Source organism: Acidobacteriota bacterium (assembly GCA_040754075.1).
Lineage (GTDB): Bacteria > Acidobacteriota > Blastocatellia > UBA7656 > UBA7656 > JBFMDH01.
Genome location: JBFMDH010000020.1, coordinates 98,058 through 113,231, shown reverse-complemented (window position 1 = coordinate 113,231; position 15,174 = coordinate 98,058). Strand labels below are relative to the sequence as shown.

13 protein-coding genes are annotated in these 15,174 nt (G+C 50.4%); 2 read left to right on the top strand and 11 right to left on the bottom strand.

Annotated elements, in window-relative coordinates; all coding sequences use genetic code 11:
• Window positions 1-6 precede the first annotated feature (6 nt).
• Window positions 7-1,032 (bottom strand): hypothetical protein, encoded by a 1,026-nt coding sequence (locus AB1757_20270; GenBank protein MEW6129387.1) that lies wholly within the window; start codon window positions 1,030-1,032, stop codon window positions 7-9.
• A gap of 114 nt (window positions 1,033-1,146) precedes the next feature.
• Window positions 1,147-1,929 (bottom strand): IclR family transcriptional regulator, encoded by a 783-nt coding sequence (locus AB1757_20265; protein MEW6129386.1) that lies wholly within the window; start codon window positions 1,927-1,929, stop codon window positions 1,147-1,149.
• Between the two features lie 288 nt (window positions 1,930-2,217).
• On the opposite strand from AB1757_20265, the gene AB1757_20260 reads away from it, so the two are divergent.
• Window positions 2,218-3,768, top strand: a complete 1,551-nt coding sequence (locus AB1757_20260; GenBank protein ID MEW6129385.1) for a hypothetical protein — start codon at window positions 2,218-2,220, stop codon at window positions 3,766-3,768.
• Window positions 3,769-3,827: 59 nt separating this feature from the next.
• Window positions 3,828-5,132 carry an isocitrate lyase gene (gene aceA, locus AB1757_20255; GenBank protein MEW6129384.1) on the top strand — a complete coding sequence of 435 codons (1,305 nt, stop codon included), beginning with the start codon at window positions 3,828-3,830 and terminating at the stop codon, window positions 5,130-5,132.
• A 183-nt stretch (window positions 5,133-5,315) separates the two neighbouring features.
• Here aceA and AB1757_20250 read toward each other — a convergent pair whose 3' ends face one another.
• The 9 genes from AB1757_20250 to AB1757_20210 all read right to left on the bottom strand — a co-directional run bounded on the left by AB1757_20250 (window position 5,316) and on the right by AB1757_20210 (window position 15,155).
• Window positions 5,316-6,332 (bottom strand): CsgG/HfaB family protein, encoded by a 1,017-nt coding sequence (locus tag AB1757_20250; protein ID MEW6129383.1) that lies wholly within the window; start codon window positions 6,330-6,332, stop codon window positions 5,316-5,318.
• Window positions 6,333-6,363: 31 nt separating this feature from the next.
• A complete protein-coding gene (locus tag AB1757_20245; protein MEW6129382.1) occupies window positions 6,364-8,040 on the bottom strand; it encodes a VWA domain-containing protein in 1,677 nt (558 codons plus the stop codon).
• A 41-nt stretch (window positions 8,041-8,081) separates the two neighbouring features.
• Window positions 8,082-8,531: a hypothetical protein gene (locus tag AB1757_20240; GenBank protein ID MEW6129381.1), complete on the bottom strand. Its 450-nt coding sequence runs from the start codon at window positions 8,529-8,531 to the stop codon at window positions 8,082-8,084.
• A gap of 89 nt (window positions 8,532-8,620) precedes the next feature.
• Complete coding sequence (locus AB1757_20235) at window positions 8,621-8,992, bottom strand: hypothetical protein (GenBank protein ID MEW6129380.1); 372 nt, start codon at window positions 8,990-8,992, stop codon at window positions 8,621-8,623.
• Window positions 8,993-9,188: 196 nt separating this feature from the next.
• On the bottom strand, window positions 9,189-9,560 hold the full coding sequence (locus tag AB1757_20230; protein ID MEW6129379.1) for a hypothetical protein: 372 nt from the start codon (window positions 9,558-9,560) through the stop codon (window positions 9,189-9,191).
• A gap of 101 nt (window positions 9,561-9,661) precedes the next feature.
• Window positions 9,662-12,553 (bottom strand): CHAT domain-containing protein, encoded by a 2,892-nt coding sequence (locus AB1757_20225; protein MEW6129378.1) that lies wholly within the window; start codon window positions 12,551-12,553, stop codon window positions 9,662-9,664.
• Window positions 12,554-12,598: 45 nt separating this feature from the next.
• Window positions 12,599-13,273 (bottom strand): hypothetical protein, encoded by a 675-nt coding sequence (locus AB1757_20220; GenBank protein ID MEW6129377.1) that lies wholly within the window; start codon window positions 13,271-13,273, stop codon window positions 12,599-12,601.
• Window positions 13,274-13,310: 37 nt separating this feature from the next.
• Window positions 13,311-14,147, bottom strand: coding sequence for a sigma-70 family RNA polymerase sigma factor (locus AB1757_20215; protein MEW6129376.1), 837 nt, complete (start codon window positions 14,145-14,147; stop codon window positions 13,311-13,313).
• Window positions 14,148-14,198: 51 nt separating this feature from the next.
• Window positions 14,199-15,155 (bottom strand): ornithine cyclodeaminase family protein, encoded by a 957-nt coding sequence (locus AB1757_20210; GenBank protein ID MEW6129375.1) that lies wholly within the window; start codon window positions 15,153-15,155, stop codon window positions 14,199-14,201.
• Window positions 15,156-15,174 lie beyond the last annotated feature (19 nt).

Sequence of the window (15,174 nt, the reverse complement as noted above, 5' to 3'; positions counted from 1 at the left end):
CGCGACCTATTTGAGTTTGAACAGTTCGGCAGATGCTTCCTGAGTAAAAGCCAGCGCCGTGGGGTCGGAAGGCACAAGTGAATCTAAATCCGTCGAGCGATACTTGTAACTGATTTTTCCATCGGCTGACAAATACAACCGCAAATCGCCTTGCTGCATATTCCCCGGCGCGGCGCTTAAAACAATAGTCTTGCCAACTTGACGGGGTTTGAATAACCCTTCGGCATTGCCCGCAATCACAATGTCGGCTTGCGGATTTTCGTTAGCCAGTTGCATCGCCGCAGCCATTTCAGCATGTGCCAGTATGACCAGCACATCGCAGCTTTTTCTTAGTTGCGGAAGATAACGGCGCGCCGTTTCAAACATACTTTTCACCGTCGCATCCATCATCCCCGAACCCACCCTGAGAGGTTCGGCTAAACCGAGAAAGCCGATTCGCAAAGATTTTTTTGCGCCCTTGATTCTTGCTCCCCGCACCTCTTTAATCAGGTAAGGGGCTGGCGGCGCGACGTTGTCTGCAAACACTCCATTGGCGCTGACCAGATTCTTGAGCATGGATAATTTAGCCGTTCTTTCCTTGATGCCATCACGCCCCAGCAGGCGATTGGCAAACAGCAAATCATAGCGTCCGAGATTGATCACATCCAATCCCCAAAAACTGTACGCCTGCGCCACCTGTTCGTTTTGCAGCACGATATAAGGGGTTTGGGTTTCACTGTTGTACCAGAATTGACCGACATCAACATTGAGCACAGGGGTTTCTTTAAATTTGTTTTTGAAGGCTTCGATATAACCGATGCGTCGCGCCAATCCGCCGCGCGGCACATTACAATCACAGAGTTCAAGATTGCCGCGCATATTCGCGCCAAAGAGTAGCGCCATCGCCGCGCCGTCGTCTGTGCCCAAACGCTCATCAAAACTCTGCGCTTTTGCGGTATCAATCAGAATGTCGCTATAGAGCGGCGCTTGCGCCAGTGCGCTTACCAGAAAAAAGGTCACAATAAAAAAACTGAAGAATAAATTTCTCACCATAAAATAAAGCCTATAAATTTATTTGCCTTGTGCGCTTTGATAGTTTGAATTCGCAATCACGGATTGTAAAGCCTACAGAGATTTTTGCCGCTGGAAAACGCCGGTTGAATAACCCTATCCTGTAACCGAGGTATGATAACCCAATTTGGCGGAAGCTTTTTCGGCGGCATCTTTAACCAGTTCGACGATTTTTGTAATCGAGGCTTTATTCACCTGTGCCGTGGTGCCGCTTACGCCGATTGCCGCAACCGCATTTCCCAAGCTATCAAAAACCGGTACAGCCACACACCTCGCGCCCAAACTGTTTTCCTCATCGTCAATCGCGTAGCCTTTGGCGCGCACCTTGTCGAGTTCGCGCAAGAAACTACTTTGTACGGTGATGGTTTTCACCGTACGTTTTTTCAAACCGTGTTGTTTAATGATGGCTTCGACTTCAGCAGGTGAAAGATATGCCGCAATGGCTTTGCCAACCCCCGTTGAGTTGACCTGCATACGTTTGCCGACCCAGGTATCCATGCGGATGAAACTGCGCGGTTCGACCTTGGCGATATAGACCGCTTCGCCGTGGTCGAGAACCGCAAGATGCGCCGTGAGGTTGGTTTTTTCAACCACTTTTTGAATGACCGGCAATGCCGCCTCTTTAACATCGGTGCCAATCTCGACGCGCTGCCCCAGACTCATCACTTTCAGTCCCAGTCGATATTTTCCGGTCGCCTGGTCAAGATTTAAATAGCCGAGATTTTTCAAGGTTCTTAACAGGTAACTTGCGGAACTTTTGGGAATCTCCAACTGGCGGCAGATATCCGAAAGCGTCAATCCGCTTTTACGCGCCGCAATCGCTTCAAATATCGCCATCGTCCGTTCAATCGCCGTTGACGAGGTCTCTTCTGTTTTCATTATCACCTCCGTTTATTTGTCCATAAGCCGAACAAAGATTTTAGCCGTTCATCGCCGTTTACAAAAGGCGGTAGACCATATTTTGAATTTTTGTTCGATATGTTGAACAACTCGAAAAAAGTTGTAGATTTGCCCCGGTCTGTACGGTATATTTTTACCCGTTCAAAATGTTATCTACTTGTTCGGTATATTGAACAGCTTATCAGATTATAAATTTTGCAAATGAGCAAAGCCTGATTGCCAAAGCGGCTTGATACCAAACAAGGCTCCGGCAGTAAAGGAAGGGTTATGGCAGATAAACGAATCAATTGCGCTCCGGGCGGCATTGGACTGCCGAACGGATTTCTGGAATTTTTATTGCCGCTTCATCGCGAGTTTACCCCGCGTCAGCAGCGACTTGCGGCAAACCGCAGTGAAGTGCTTGCCCGCGCGCATCAGGGTGAATTGCCCGATTATCCTCCTCTCTCCCAAGCGCGAACCTCTGATTGGCAAATCGCATTGCCCAAGTGGTGCAACGATCAACGCAATCAAATGACCGGTCCCGCCGATGACAGCGAACTCGTGGTCAAGATGTTGAATTCGGGCGCGCCCGGCGTCATGCTCGACCTCGAAGATTCGATGGCAAACACCTGGGATAACCTCTTGCTCGGCTTTGCAAATATCTTTAAAGCTCTGGACGGCACCCTCACCTATTTTGACAGTAAGCGCAACCAAACCGTCGCCATTAAAGAAAGCCGCACGGTCATCTGGTTGAGAGTTCGCGGCTTGCACCTCAATCAAGCTGGACTTTTCCCAGACCCTGACGAATTGATGTCGGCTTCGCTTTTTGATGCAGCGCGCCTCGTTTTTGAAATCGACCCCGCGAAATTAAAACACCCGCTGGCGTTTTATATCCCGAAATCGGAATCCGCAGAAGAAGCCCGGTGGTGGCGCGACCTTTTTCAAACGTTAGCCGGAGCCAGAGGTTTACCGGCTGATTACATCAAGTGCATGGCGCTGGTGGAATCGCACCCGATGGCTTATGAAATGGAAGAGTTCCTCTTCAATTTGCGCGATCATATACTGGGTTTAAATCTGGGGCGTTGGGATTACATGGCGAGCCTGATTCATTTCAATTTGCAAAATCCCGAATGGGTGTTGCCTGATAGAAATACCATTCCCCACGACATCGCTTTTTTTCAACGCCTGCGCGAATCTCTGGTTGAAACCTGTCATAAACATGGACTGCTGGCGATTGGCGGCATGACCGCGCTTTATCCAAGCCGCACGGATGCGGAACTCAATGCACGCGCTTTGAAAGTTTTGGCACAGGACAAGCGCAATGAAGCAAGTTGTTTGATGGACGGCGCGTGGACCGGACACCCGGACCAGAATGAAATCGCCGTCGCGGAGTTTCCTTTTCCCAATCAAATCAATGCGCGAAAACCCAATGTTGATGCGCACCCGGATTTGCGCCCTGTGGCAAAAGGCATTGGCAAACAGACGCTTGCCGGTACACGCGCCGCCGTGCGCACGGTGATTCGCTATCGCAATGGGGTATTGAACGGCAAAGGCGCAAGTCTGCTTGACGGTTATATGGAAGACCTCGCCACCGACCGCATCTATCGCTTGATGATTGCGCAACGCATCTTGCATCGCGACACAGTCAAAATTGTTGATGATGAGGGCAAAGCGATTCGTCACACGCCGGAACTGGTCAGCGAATTGTTTGATGAAGAGTTGAATCGAATTATCAGAGAACTCCCCGCGAATACAGACGAAGCAACGATTGAAAAATATGTTCAGGCGCGACGCATCAGCGAAGAGATGATTGCGCGCGGCGAATTTAATCCCATTTAAGGCAAACTCCCTAAGGTTTGCAAATTTCAAAATAAAAATATTCAGGAGGCTTTCCCGTTATGAACTTCGATGGCAATACTGCCTTAACAATTGCACATTCCTGGCGAACCGACAGCCGCTGGAAAAACATCAGGCGCGATTACACCGCAAATGATGTAGTGAAATTGCGCGGCTCCATCACCATTAAACATACGCTTGCAGAAATCGGTGCCGAAAGACTCTGGAAATTGCTGCACACCGAAAATTACATCAACGCGCTTGGCGCGCTCACCGGCGGGCAAGCCGTGCAACAGGTGCAGGTTGGACTCAAAGCGATTTATGTGAGCGGCTGGCAAGTCGCAGCCGACGCCAACAGCAGTTGGCAAACCTATCCCGACCAGAGTCTTTATCCTGTGGATAGCGTTCCCAATCTGGTGCGTCGCATCAACAGTGCCTTGCAACGCGCCGACCAGATTCAATCAACTGATGGGAAATCCGACACCTACTGGTTTGCGCCGATTGTAGCTGACGCCGAAGCCGGGTTTGGCGGCAACCTCAACGCCTTTGAACTCATGAAAGCGATGATTGAAGCCGGCGCAGCGGGGGTGCATTTTGAAGACCAACTGGCATCCGCGAAAAAGTGCGGGCATATGGGTGGAAAAGTTCTGGTGCCAACTTGCGATTTCATTCAAAAGCTCGCCGCCGCAAGACTCGCAGCAGATGTTTGCGGGGTGCCGACCGTGCTGGTAGCGCGAACCGATGCCAACGGCGCGAACCTTTTAACCAGCGATATTGATGAACGCGACCGCGAGTTTTTAACCGGCAGTCGAACCAGTGAAGGATTTTTCGATGTGCGTGGTGGACTCGATTCGGCAATCGCTCGCGGGCTGGCTTATGCGCCTTACGCCGATATGATTTGGTGCGAAACCTCTGAGCCGAACCTCGAAGAAGCCCGCCGGTTTGCCGAAGCCATCTTGCGCGAACATCCGGACAAACTGCTCGCCTACAATTGCTCGCCATCGTTTAACTGGAAAAAAAAGCTTGATGAAGCGACGATTGCAAAATTCCAGCGCGAACTCGGCGCAATGGGCTACAAATTTCAATTCGTCACGCTTGCCGGATTTCATTCGCTTAACTTCGGAATGTTTGAACTGGCGCGCGGCTACAAAGAAAGCGGCATGACCGCTTATGCGCATTTGCAGGAGCAGGAATTTGATTCGGAAAAATATGGTTATCGCGCCACCAAACATCAGACGTTTGTCGGCACAGGATATTTCGACACCTTGGCGCAAACCATCGCCGGCGGTCAAATTTCAACCGCCGCGTTGAAAGGTTCAACCGAAGAAGAACAATTTGATGAAGAAGCTGAAGAAGCCGCCGCTTAAATTTGCAATCAGGTTTTAAACCCCCGCTGGTTATTTTTTCAACCGAGTTTCCGTTGCAGCCACAACCCGCCGACCGCTTATCGAATGTCCCAAAGCGGTCGGCATTTTTATCTATCTGTTGCGTGCCGACAGAAGAGGTCAGGGGTGAGAGCCAGACGATTTTTCTTAAAATCGCCCATAAATTTACGGTTTTTGCGGTTGCCCTTTGAAGCGCACCAGATGATTGCGTTTGATGCCTTCGCCTGTGAGAACCTCAGCAACCGAGTATTTCTCTTCAACCGTGACGATTTTGATGGTGGCCATTTTTCTATCCGGAGTTCCCAGCGTTTTGCCTGTGGTTGGGTCAATCAGCGGGTCTTGCGGTTCGTAAATATCGAACTCCATACCGGCACGGATACCAAAGTCCGCACCCACGTTGATATAGACCAAATCGTTACGCACATCGATCACCCGCCCTGCCCAAGGCGTCTTTTTGATTTGCGCGATGATTGCTGTCAAAGCGCCTTCAATCGCTTCTCGTGAAGCTTGACCGAGAGGCGTGTTTTCGTAGGATGAAATGCTGAACTCCTGATGATTACGGGTTAAATCGGCGCTCACGCCGGTCATAGCGGCTTTGCCCTCCGAGCGATGCGCGAAGGTGACTTCGCCGGTTGTCGCATCTATCAAGCGAATATCGAGCGCGACCATCGCCGTGACCCGTTCGGATTGCGCTTTGAGAATCTTTAAAGGTTTAAAGGTGCCGCCAAGACTTGAACGATTATAAGTGAATTCGGTAATGTCGCCGGTGATGAGCAATTCCGCGCCGATGATTTTACCTTTTGCGGCAGCCGTTTCTTTATTGACTCTGCCGGAAGCCCCGAAATCCTGTTCGCCTAACACCTCCCTGACTTTGGCGCGTTCGGTGATAATGAATCTGCCGGTGTTCAACAATTCGGTAGTCAGCATCTCCGTAAGCCCCAATGCGAATTCGGCAGGTGCCGGTAAACTCACAGTGGTCGTGCGCGAATTGCGGTCTCTTTGCGTGGTCTCTTTGAATGCTGAGCCTGAAAAATCCACCACGGCAATGCGCAGTTTCGGCGCATAAGTCAGGTTGGGTTGTTGTCTCAAGGCAATTGCCTGAGTTGGCGAAATCAAAAAGAATGAAAACCAAATCGGCAGAACTTGCAAAGGGAATCGTTTATGACCAGTGAAGCGTAACATTTTACCTCCAAGGAAATTTTCTGCGGCGCATTCATTTTTTAGCGCGCAGGACAACCGTTTGCTCTTGACCTTCGTGTACTTCAAAAATGATCGGGTTGTAATCGCCCTTTTGCTGCCATCCGCTAACCCTGTATCGCCCGGCGGTAAACGGATATTTCACCCCCGCGTGTCTGAAAATATTTTCATTGCCGCCCATTCGAGCGACAAAACATCGGTCGTTTTTATCCGGGCTGCCATCGGCTTTTTGATAAATGAATGTCACATAACCGACGGGAACGGAGATGTCGAAATGCTGAACTTTTTCTTCGGTTATGACAGTGCTCTTCTTGGTGTAGGCAGCCAGACGGTTAGGTAAAACCACATCATAGACGCCGGGAATAACCGTCGCGCCGTTTACCACGTGAATGACATATTTCTTTTCACCGTTTTGCCAGAGTTCGTAATTTTCACGAAACCACTCGCCCGAACCGGAAGCAACCATCTTCACGGTTACTTTAACGGTGTGGGTCATACCAAAAACGATTTCCTTATGGTCTCCGGCGGCAAAGGTTTCGCTTACCGACAAATCATTCGCCGCATTGGGACGGGCGCGAAATTCATAAGTGCCTTCATCGAGGTAAACTTCATCAGTCGGACGAAAACTGAAAACCACTTTTCCGTTTTGATAAGCGTGAATGAGCGAGCCGCTTTGCGTTTCACCTCGGTTGATAAAACGGGCACGAACCGACGGGGGGATTGCCGCCATAACTTTGATAAGTGTCGGTTCGCTGTCACGCATTTCAACTTTTTGTATGGTTGGTTTGTAGAGGTTGCCGTTTTGCGTCAGCACGCCAGCCGTCAACAGATAGGCGCCTGCTTGCACGGTGTTGTGGTGTTCGCTGCTGACCTTGTAAATTTCCTTGCCAGCGCGCGCCAGTATGCCGCTTACCGCAATGCTTTTGCCCGACGAATCAACGCCCTGCAAAATCAAGGAAGCGGCGACAGTTTCTTGCTGAATCTTGACCAATTCAGCAGCCAGCGCCGTTGCCGAGTGGGCATCGTGGTAGGCGGTGCCCGCGGCTTCGGATATACATCTGAGGGTTTCTTTCTCTTTGCTTGCAAGCCCGAAGCCGACGACGTGAACGCGGATTTTTACATTTTGGTTTTTCCATTCCCGAACCAGCGCGCAAGGGTCTGCCTGGCATGACTCAATGCCATCACTGATGAGGATGATTTCACCATTGCGGTCACCGAAATCCTGCAACGCTTGCGTAAGGCTGTAGGTGATCGGGGTTCTGCCAAGGGCGTTGATGCGGTTTATCTGCTTGTCCAGTTCGGCGACCACTTTGTCCGGCGAGTTAAATGGAATCAGTAATTGTGAATCCGTACAGTCTTCTTTATTACGATGTCCATAAACCCGTAGCGCCAATTCATACCCCGCGAATGGGCGCGCGACGAAATCCTTCAAGACCTGTTTGGCAACTTGAATCTTGCTGGTCTTATCGGGCAGTTGTGCCGCCATCGAACCCGAAGCGTCAAAAATGATATAGATGCCATCGGCTTTTTTCGCTTGTCCGAAAGCTACGATTGCCGGCGACATTTCACCGGATGGTTGATTTTTCGCTTCGCGTGAACCAGCCTCAGAAGATAAATCCGCAACCGGCGCACTTTGAACGAAACAACCGGTGAACGCGACGCAGAGAATTGCTAAAAAGTATTTCGATTTCATAGCTCGGTGATAATCCTTAGATGGAGTCAGGTAGAGTGTCGTCAGCGCGGATTCAGAAGTTTTTCAACTTTCGCTTTCAAGGCATCTATCTTTTTCTGGTCTTCTTCGAGTTGTTTTTGCGCTTCTTTGAGGCGCTCGCGCAGCCTGCGAATTTCAGGGTCTTCTCGGTGCGGTTGCTGTTCGATAGTCGGCAGCCTGCTTAACAACTCGGCTAACTGCTTTTTAAGATTATCGAGCCGTTCCTGAGCTTGGAAGATACACCTTTCGAGTTGTTTTAAGGTCTCCTCGAAATTTTTGCGTTCCTCTTCGGAGGCATTGACGGGTGGCGGTTGTAACTTATCAAGTTGGTCGGCGCAATAGGCTATGGCAGTGCGCGCATAACTGATGGCTCTTTCGAGCCGGTCAATATCCTGTTGCAGGTCAAGGCTCAAGGCAAAGCCGAGTGTTGAAAAGCACAAGATTCCCAAAATGCTGATACCAATCTTTTTCATGAATTCTCCTCTTTGGGTGAACAACCGGTTATTGCAAATTGCGGAGCCGCCGGCGATGAAGCGCCGCACAACTCCGCAGTTGTTTCTCCTCACAACTTATTGGTGAATTTCAGGTCGAGATAACCGTGGTCGCCGCCGTTTCCGGTTTTTAAATCGATATGGACATAATCATCTTTTTCCAGTGGCGGGGTGAATTCCAGGGTTGGCGAGGAACTGGTCTTTCCTTCCACGACCCGCCAACTGTTGTTTTTCACGCGACCGAATTTATTTTTGATTTCGACGCCCAGAATCTCCAACCCGCCCGTCCCTCGTTTTTCAATAATCTCTGCGTATTTTGCAGTATCTAAATTTTCATTCGTGCCGGTGGCTGTAGCGGTGCCGCTGAAAAATGCATAACTGGCGCTGACGCTCAAAAAAATTAGGCTGATGGTAATGAAACCAGCGAGCGGTTTTTTACTCATGATTTCGATTCTCCTTTACCTGTCAGATTGATTTGCACGATAACGATGGCGTGGATTGCCAAACCGCATTGTCGCATCCGACCGGACGAAACTTTACAGGCACATCGCTACCGATAGTTTTAGAGAGAGCAATCCAGGTTTCACTTACCTACAACAGACATTTTTTACGATTTGGCAGAACGAGAAAAAAAAGTTTTTAAGGCGTCAGCACGACCGTGCTGATATAAATTCCACTAGAGGTTGCCACCAGTCGGGCGCTTCCGGTAAACCTTGTAAGCTTGCCTCCTGCCATTGCTTCCGCCCAAGCCGTTGCCCGACACTTCGTCGTATCTACGGTCACACAATCCGCTTTGATAAGCACGGTTGCGTATCCTTGAGCGTCAGCCTGCGCTTTTGTTGGCGCGGTAGCGCAGGCGCAATCTTCGCCATCAATGGCAATGCTTATCGTTGTCCTTTCGCTAAAAACGGAATTTCCCGCGCGCACTCTGAAAGACTGCTCAAATGCAGTCAGCGAGGTTGCCGCAAACAGCAAACCGCCGAGCAAAAAGGTTAAAATCGAGACGCGCATGATTTCGCCTTCCGTCCTGCTTTCGGAGAGATTTCTGAAAATGTTGTCCACTAAGTTTCAACAGACATTATGATTTTTGCGATGACGGATTGAGAAAAATTTCAGCGATAATTGCCGACCAGGATAAACGGCGACCAGTAACGCGGGTGGGTGAGCGGGCGATTGCCGTGATTTTCAACCACCGTGAGGTTGCCTTTGAGCATGGCTCTTTGGGTTTGCGCCAGAGCTTCGGCTTTATCAAGCGAGCGGAGATTTTGATAAAAGGTTTTCATAAATTCGGCGGTCGGTCGGTCACTGACGGGCAGCAGACTGGCAAAAACGCTGTTGGCTCCGGCGCGCAAAAACGCATCAATCAGCCCGATGCGGTCGCCATCGGCAAATTCATTGCCGCTTGCAGAAAAACTCTGTCCGGTTTGGCAAGCGCCCAGCGTAACCAGTTCGGCTTGCAATCCCAGTTCAAAAATTTCTTTCACCGTCAAATTGCCGTCGCTATCAGGCGAGCTGTGTAATTTAAGCCTGGATAGCAGCGGCATTTGGGGTTCAGAGACCGCGTGTGTGGCTAAGTGCAGATACTTGAAATGGGGCGCAAGTTGCGCCAGTTCACTCTCGGTTGCCGCCTTGCCGATGCGCGTTTCACCCTGAAAAATTTGCGCGACCGCTTCCGCTTCCTGAGCGGCATAGGCAAGCGGCAGCAATTCCGGTTCATCGGTTTCATTGAGTCCGAAACTGAGCATTGTCAAACTCTGCGGCAATTTTTGCGTTGGCGCGCGCTGCAAGGCGTCAGCTAAAAAGGAGCCGGTCGGTGTTTGAAACAGGGTGTAATCTTCAATCAAAAATTGCTGATGCCGGTTATCCATGCGCAGCAACGCCGCAAACGGCAGATCATGCATAGCGCCGAAAGGAATCAATCCCAAACGAGTGGTGTCGGCAAGCTGTCCGGTTTGTTCAATCGGCGTAATCAACGCTTGACGCAAATCTATGGCTACCGGTTGCCAATCATCTGCCGCAAGTTGCGGCATTGAAGGTTGCGTAGGCGAATCACTGAGCAACAGGGCGCGAAACAATCTGATTTTGGCAGAGAGATTGACTTTGGTAATCGGTAATTGCAGCGCGCGAACGGCGGCGCGGGTAATCACTAACGCATAGGTGCGATTGCCGATAAAGAAGTACTGTAGCAGTGCGGTTTTTTCATCCAGACTTTGACGAACTTCTTTCAAGGTCAGGGGTTTGGCTTCGCGTAGCAAGCGATATTGCGGATTGTTGAGTTCGTTTTGCAACAACAGGTCTTCGTATTCGCCATAAGCCTTATAGAGTTCTTGCCGTAGCGCGGCGCTGGCTTCGCGTTTTAGCTTTTCCGCCAGTCGCCGGATTTTCAAGACGGCTTGCTGTTCTTCGCGACTTTGCAATGGAGCATTGGTTTTTCTGCCGCTCATCTGTCTGACAAAATTTTTCAGCGAGCGGTAACGCAACTGTTCAAGAAAACGAAATGTCAGTTCTTCGGCTGAGTACGGTTGAGGCGTTATTTTGGACGCCGTTGTGGATTCAAGCAGCAGATTGAAGATGACATCGTAAGTGTGTTGATTTTGTCCGACAACCGGCAAGGCATCTGAGGTTCTGAAAATCCGCGCGTCAATCTCGGCAGCTTCGGTTAAATAATTGAGCGCTTCGCGACGACGCTGCTGCTGATTCATTAGCTGGGCTTTTAACACCGTCAGGTTAATTGACCGACCTTCCTCAAGTTCCGTGAGGGTGAAGCGGTCAGCTTCTTCAACCAAAGCAGATGCCTCTGCTAAATTGCCAAGTTTCAAGTGACACTCGCCCAGCAAAGAGATAAGGGTCACAACAAAGCGCTCATCGCTTGAGCCGGCGGCGCGTCCGATTGCCAGCGCCCGCTCCAGATAGGTTTTCGCGGCTTCGACATCGCCGTTTAACAAATGGGCATAACCGATGCGCGCGACCGTATATTTATAAACTAAGGATTTTTGGTCTTCGCTTTCCAGAACGCGGTTGAGCAATTCCAAAGTTTGCGCGTAATCGCCGGTTTGCAGAGAGATGGCGGCAATCAAAGCTTCTTCAGCAGGAATCAGTTTGTAGCCGCCTGCCCGACTCAAAGCAATACTCTGCGAATAAAATTCACTGGCTTTTCTCGGATTGCCCCAATCATTGTATGCCTGACCGAGAAATGCATAGGAATCGCATAATCCCGCCCAGTCGCCGATGCGCCGTTTGAGTTCGAGGCTCTCGTTTTGCAATTTTAGAAATTCAAAAAAGTCTCCCTTGTAGAGATGAATCAACGAGATGTTGCAAAGCGTAATAGCGGTGCCGCGCAACTGATTATGCCGCCAGTAAATTTGCAGAGCCGGTTCGTAGTAGGTGGTCAGGGGATTTTCGAGTTCGCCTTGAAACCACCATTTAACCGCGCCGATGTTGCGCAAGGCGTCAGCCTCTATGAGTTCGTCATTGAGGGCGCGACCCATTTCCAGCGCCTGAGTTAAATAGTCCAACGCCTGTTGCGGTTCGCCTTTGAGGTGATAGATTACCCGCCCCCAATCTATCAGTATCTGAGCGATCAATTGGCGGTCAGCCAATTCTTGCGCCAATGCCAGACTGCGCGCCTGACTTTCAATTGCCGCTTCGGCTTCACCGGTATTGAAATAGTTGACGCCCAGGGCATTCAACCAACGCGCCTGTAAAGCGGGGTCTTCGAGGGCTTCGGGCGCGAACGCCGCCAAGGTCTGTCGCGCTTCGATAAAATTGCCTCGCTGTTGCAGGCACAAAGCTTTTTCAAGTCGGGCGGCTGAGAAATTTTGATTAAGGCTCAAAGCTCTATTGAAATGGCTGATGGCGACATCAAGCTGCCAAAGGCGTTTGGCTTGCAGTCCGCGATTGAAAAAGAAAACGCTCACCGGAGCGCGCAAAGTTAAAGCGATTGCGGTAAGCAGAATGAGCGCAACACAGAGTCCGGCTATGCGGAAAACCGATTTTTTCCGCAATCGCAAGCGCCTTAGGGTATCGCGCCAATGTGCCAATTTTGCCTCTCAGTTTTCGCGTTCAATTGTCAGAGTAAATTTGCCGACCGGCGATTCTGCGGTCATGCCAAACGCCGATTTCGCCCCGACATACCAGTAATAAACCTGCGCGTCTCGTAGCGCGGCTTCGGTTGTTGACAAGCGCAACTTGCCTTCGCGGGTCGTGGATTGGAACAGGATGTCGCCTTTATCATTTAAGAGGGTAAACAGATAATGGTCTGCGCCTTCAACTTCAGACCATTGAAATTCGATGGTTGTGGTGTGGACAACCGCTCCGTTGACGGGGGCAAGCAGCAACGGAGAAGCGAGTAACGACGCTTCTTGCCGCCAAGTCTCTTGCGGCGACGCGGGTTGATGAGTCGGGCGAAGAATAAAGAACCACGCTAAGCCCATAATCACAATCAACGATGCCGCCACTGCCAACCCGCGTCGCCAATCCCCTGACCAGATCGCAGCAAATCGATTTTTTTTATTCGGTAAAACTTGCGCTTGCGCTTTTAACCATTCGGGAGCGCGCAGTTCATCAGGGGGAACTTTCGACAACTCCTGTTGCGCGACCAGCAATTGACGACACCCGCCACATAAACTCAAATGCTGTTCGATGGTTTCGCGGATTGCGGGCGAACCTGCGCCTGCAAGAAAATTCCGCAATTCCGCTTTCGTTAAACATTGGTTGCCAGACATAAAATCACCCTGTTAATCATCAACAGACAAAAACGAATTACTTCAACGCTGTCGCAAGTTTTTTCAACGCGCCCCTCAGACAGCTTTTGACTTCACGGTCACTGATCTGTAGCAACTCGGCTATATCTTGATGGGTTCTACAGTCCTCAAAGCGCAATTGAATCGTCAGTCGTTCTCTTGCCGTCAGTTTTGTCAACGCCTGATCCAAATGTTCCTGCGTTTCTTTGTATATCAACGCTTCTTCGGGGCTGGCACCGGCGAAAACCGGTTGAATGCCGATGCCGCTTTCGCTCTCGTTTTCCTCAAGCGATACGACGCCGCGCTGTCGCGCCAGATTACTCAATAATCGCCAGAGTTTTTTCTGGCTTAATGCGGCAAAAATTCTTTCCAACGCTTCCATCACTTCGACCAGTTCAATCGCTTGTTCACGCTGCAACTCTTCCTGGATTGCCGAAGGCAACAGACCTTTCCAGAAATACAGTTCAAAAATTCGTTGGTCACGCGCCGGTAATTGTTTGATGGGTTTCAACAGGCGTTTTCTGCCCTCTTGAGACCACACCCAATTGATGGAAAGATTTTTAACTACTTGCCTGAGCCAGGGAATCAAATCGCCATGCGTACCCGCATACCGCACCCCTTTTAACCGGCGAAAATCATCTTCGCAAAGTTTTTCGCAAATGTAGATGAATCTGTCCATTGCCTGGTCATAATCGAATCCGAGATAGCGCAGTGAGGAAAAGATGGTATCGGCATGGCGGTCAATGAAAATCCGCCAGGCAGCGTCCGCATCCTGATGAAACATTTCAAGTATCTCGGTATCCGAAAACGATACCGACACCAGGTGCAACGGGCTATCGCGCTTATCCGATTTCATCTCAAATGAGGAGAGGCCTTATCAATTTGAATTTCCAAACTTTTCAATAAACTATTGCCATAATCTGATTTCTTCGCCGATGCCGCGCGCTTTTGCCAACTGATAAACGCGAAGCGCCGTGGAAATATCTTCAAGAGCGATGCCGTTGGATTTAAACAGGGTGATGTCTCGCTCATCGTTTCGCCCTTTGATGTGACCGGCAATGAGGTGCCCGAGTTCCGTAACGGCGTCCCAGCTAATCACGCCGCGTTCGATTGCCGGCAGCAAATCGCCCGCTTCGATTTTCGATTGCTCGATGGAATCAACCGCGATGAGGTTGGCGCGACGCACCGCTTCCGTATCAATTTCAGCTTTCGATAAAAAGTTCGACCCTGCGGCATTGATGTGCGCGCCTTCACTGAGCCATTCACCAAGCAAGACAGGTTCGCGCCCCGAGGTAATCGTGATGATGATGGATTGACCGAGCGCCGCGTCTGCGGGCTTTTCAACCGGAATGACTTCAACGCCAAGCTCGGCAGACATCTTTTCAGCGAATGCCCGCCGGTTTTCCGGTTTGCGACTATAGGCTTTAACCGATTTGATTTTTCTAACGGCGCAGACCGCCGCAAGCTGACTTTCTGCCTGCCATCCGGTTCCGTAAATGCCAACCGTGTCGGCATCCTCGCGCGCCAGGTATTTGGTTGCCACGCCCGATGCCGCGCCGGTGCGCATCTGTCCGAGCTTGTCGGCTTCCATCATCGCCAGCAAATCGCCGGTCTCCGATTCGTAAAGCAAGACGAGAAAGCGCGCGCCTTTGCGCGATGCCGTGTAAGTTTTCAAGCCGTAAATTTTCTGCTTTCTATCGCCTGCCGACAAAACGTGCAACTGCGAAGTCGGCATGGCAACTCGCGAGCGCGGGCGATTGGTGGCTTTGCCTTCGGCTTGATTGCGCAAAACGCTTTCAACCGCTTCAAGCGCCGTTTGCATATCTAATAATTCGGTGATGTGGTGTTCTCGAAGTAGTAGCATAAGAAGTCCGGTGTCTGAA

Coding starts and splice junctions, on each gene's coding strand:
- AB1757_20260 (MEW6129385.1), top strand. CDS start 2,218: ATGGCAGATAAACGAATCAATTGCGCTCCGGGCGGCATTGGACTGCCG.
- AB1757_20220 (MEW6129377.1), bottom strand. CDS start 13,273: ATGTCTGGCAACCAATGTTTAACGAAAGCGGAATTGCGGAATTTTCTT.
- AB1757_20250 (MEW6129383.1), bottom strand. CDS start 6,332: ATGTTACGCTTCACTGGTCATAAACGATTCCCTTTGCAAGTTCTGCCG.
- AB1757_20240 (MEW6129381.1), bottom strand. CDS start 8,531: ATGAAAAAGATTGGTATCAGCATTTTGGGAATCTTGTGCTTTTCAACA.
- AB1757_20230 (MEW6129379.1), bottom strand. CDS start 9,560: ATGCGCGTCTCGATTTTAACCTTTTTGCTCGGCGGTTTGCTGTTTGCG.
- AB1757_20235 (MEW6129380.1), bottom strand. CDS start 8,992: ATGAGTAAAAAACCGCTCGCTGGTTTCATTACCATCAGCCTAATTTTT.
- AB1757_20210 (MEW6129375.1), bottom strand. CDS start 15,155: ATGCTACTACTTCGAGAACACCACATCACCGAATTATTAGATATGCAA.
- AB1757_20265 (MEW6129386.1), bottom strand. CDS start 1,929: ATGAAAACAGAAGAGACCTCGTCAACGGCGATTGAACGGACGATGGCG.
- AB1757_20245 (MEW6129382.1), bottom strand. CDS start 8,040: ATGAAATCGAAATACTTTTTAGCAATTCTCTGCGTCGCGTTCACCGGT.
- aceA (MEW6129384.1), top strand. CDS start 3,828: ATGAACTTCGATGGCAATACTGCCTTAACAATTGCACATTCCTGGCGA.
- AB1757_20215 (MEW6129376.1), bottom strand. CDS start 14,147: ATGAAATCGGATAAGCGCGATAGCCCGTTGCACCTGGTGTCGGTATCG.
- AB1757_20270 (MEW6129387.1), bottom strand. CDS start 1,032: ATGGTGAGAAATTTATTCTTCAGTTTTTTTATTGTGACCTTTTTTCTG.